Genomic DNA, 765 nt, shown 5'->3' with positions numbered 1-765 from the left:
TCAGAGATGAAAAAACCACTTTACGATGAGACGTACAAAAGAAAGACGGTACAGTATGTAAAAGAAAGCGGCAAGGCGGTGGCGGAGGTCGCCCGCGAACTGAAGATCAAAGACAATACCTTGTATGGCTGGATGAAGAAGTTCGGCGGCGAGCCAGAAATCGCTCAGCATCAAGTGTTCAAGTCCGAAGATCACCAATTGCGGGAAATGCAAAAGCAAATACGAGAACTGCAAGAGGAGAACGAAATCTTAAAAAAGGCCATGCACTTCTTCGCGAAAGACCGTCGGTAAAATATGCATTCATCCATGAATACCGCTTCGAGTACCGGCTGGAGAAGTTGTGCAAAGTTATGGAAGTATCTCGCAGCGGATATTACAAATGGCGTGATCGTCCCGAAAGTGAGCGAGAGCGCCAGCACAAAGAATGGACAGAGCAAGTCAAGGAAGTGTTCAACGATTCCCGTCAGCTCTATGGGAGTCCAAAAGTGACACAGAAGTTGCTTCAGAAAGGAGTCAGCGTATCGGAACGGACCGTAACACGGATCATGAAGAAGCAACAGTGGCGGTCTAGAACCGTCAAGAAATATAAAGCCACAACGAACTCCAAGCACAGCCTGCCGGTTCATGACAACGTATTGGACCAAGATTTTACGGCCAGCAAACCGAATGAAAAATGGGTGACGGATATCACATACGTGGCGACCGGAGAAGGCTGGCTGTACCTAGCAAGCGTAATGGATTTATACTCCCGCAAGATCGTCGGAT

At 48.0% G+C, this 765-nt stretch carries 2 protein-coding genes; both read left to right on the top strand.

Features of this window, described 5'->3' with window-relative positions:
• The coding region (locus ACFSW5_RS26130) for a transposase (RefSeq protein WP_379280506.1) at positions 1-291 on the top strand (291 nt) is incomplete at its 5' end.
• Positions 198-765 (top strand): IS3 family transposase (locus ACFSW5_RS26125; RefSeq protein WP_379280508.1); only part of this gene is annotated, 568 nt, incomplete at its 3' end. The genes ACFSW5_RS26130 and ACFSW5_RS26125, both read left to right, overlap by 94 nt.

Origin of the sequence: Paenibacillus thailandensis (assembly GCF_042685365.1) — a bacterium.
Taxonomy (GTDB): Bacteria; Bacillota; Bacilli; order Paenibacillales; family Paenibacillaceae; genus Paenibacillus_AP; species Paenibacillus_AP thailandensis.
Note: the sequence above shows the minus strand (reverse complement) of the source record. Positions and strands in the feature narration are given on the sequence as shown.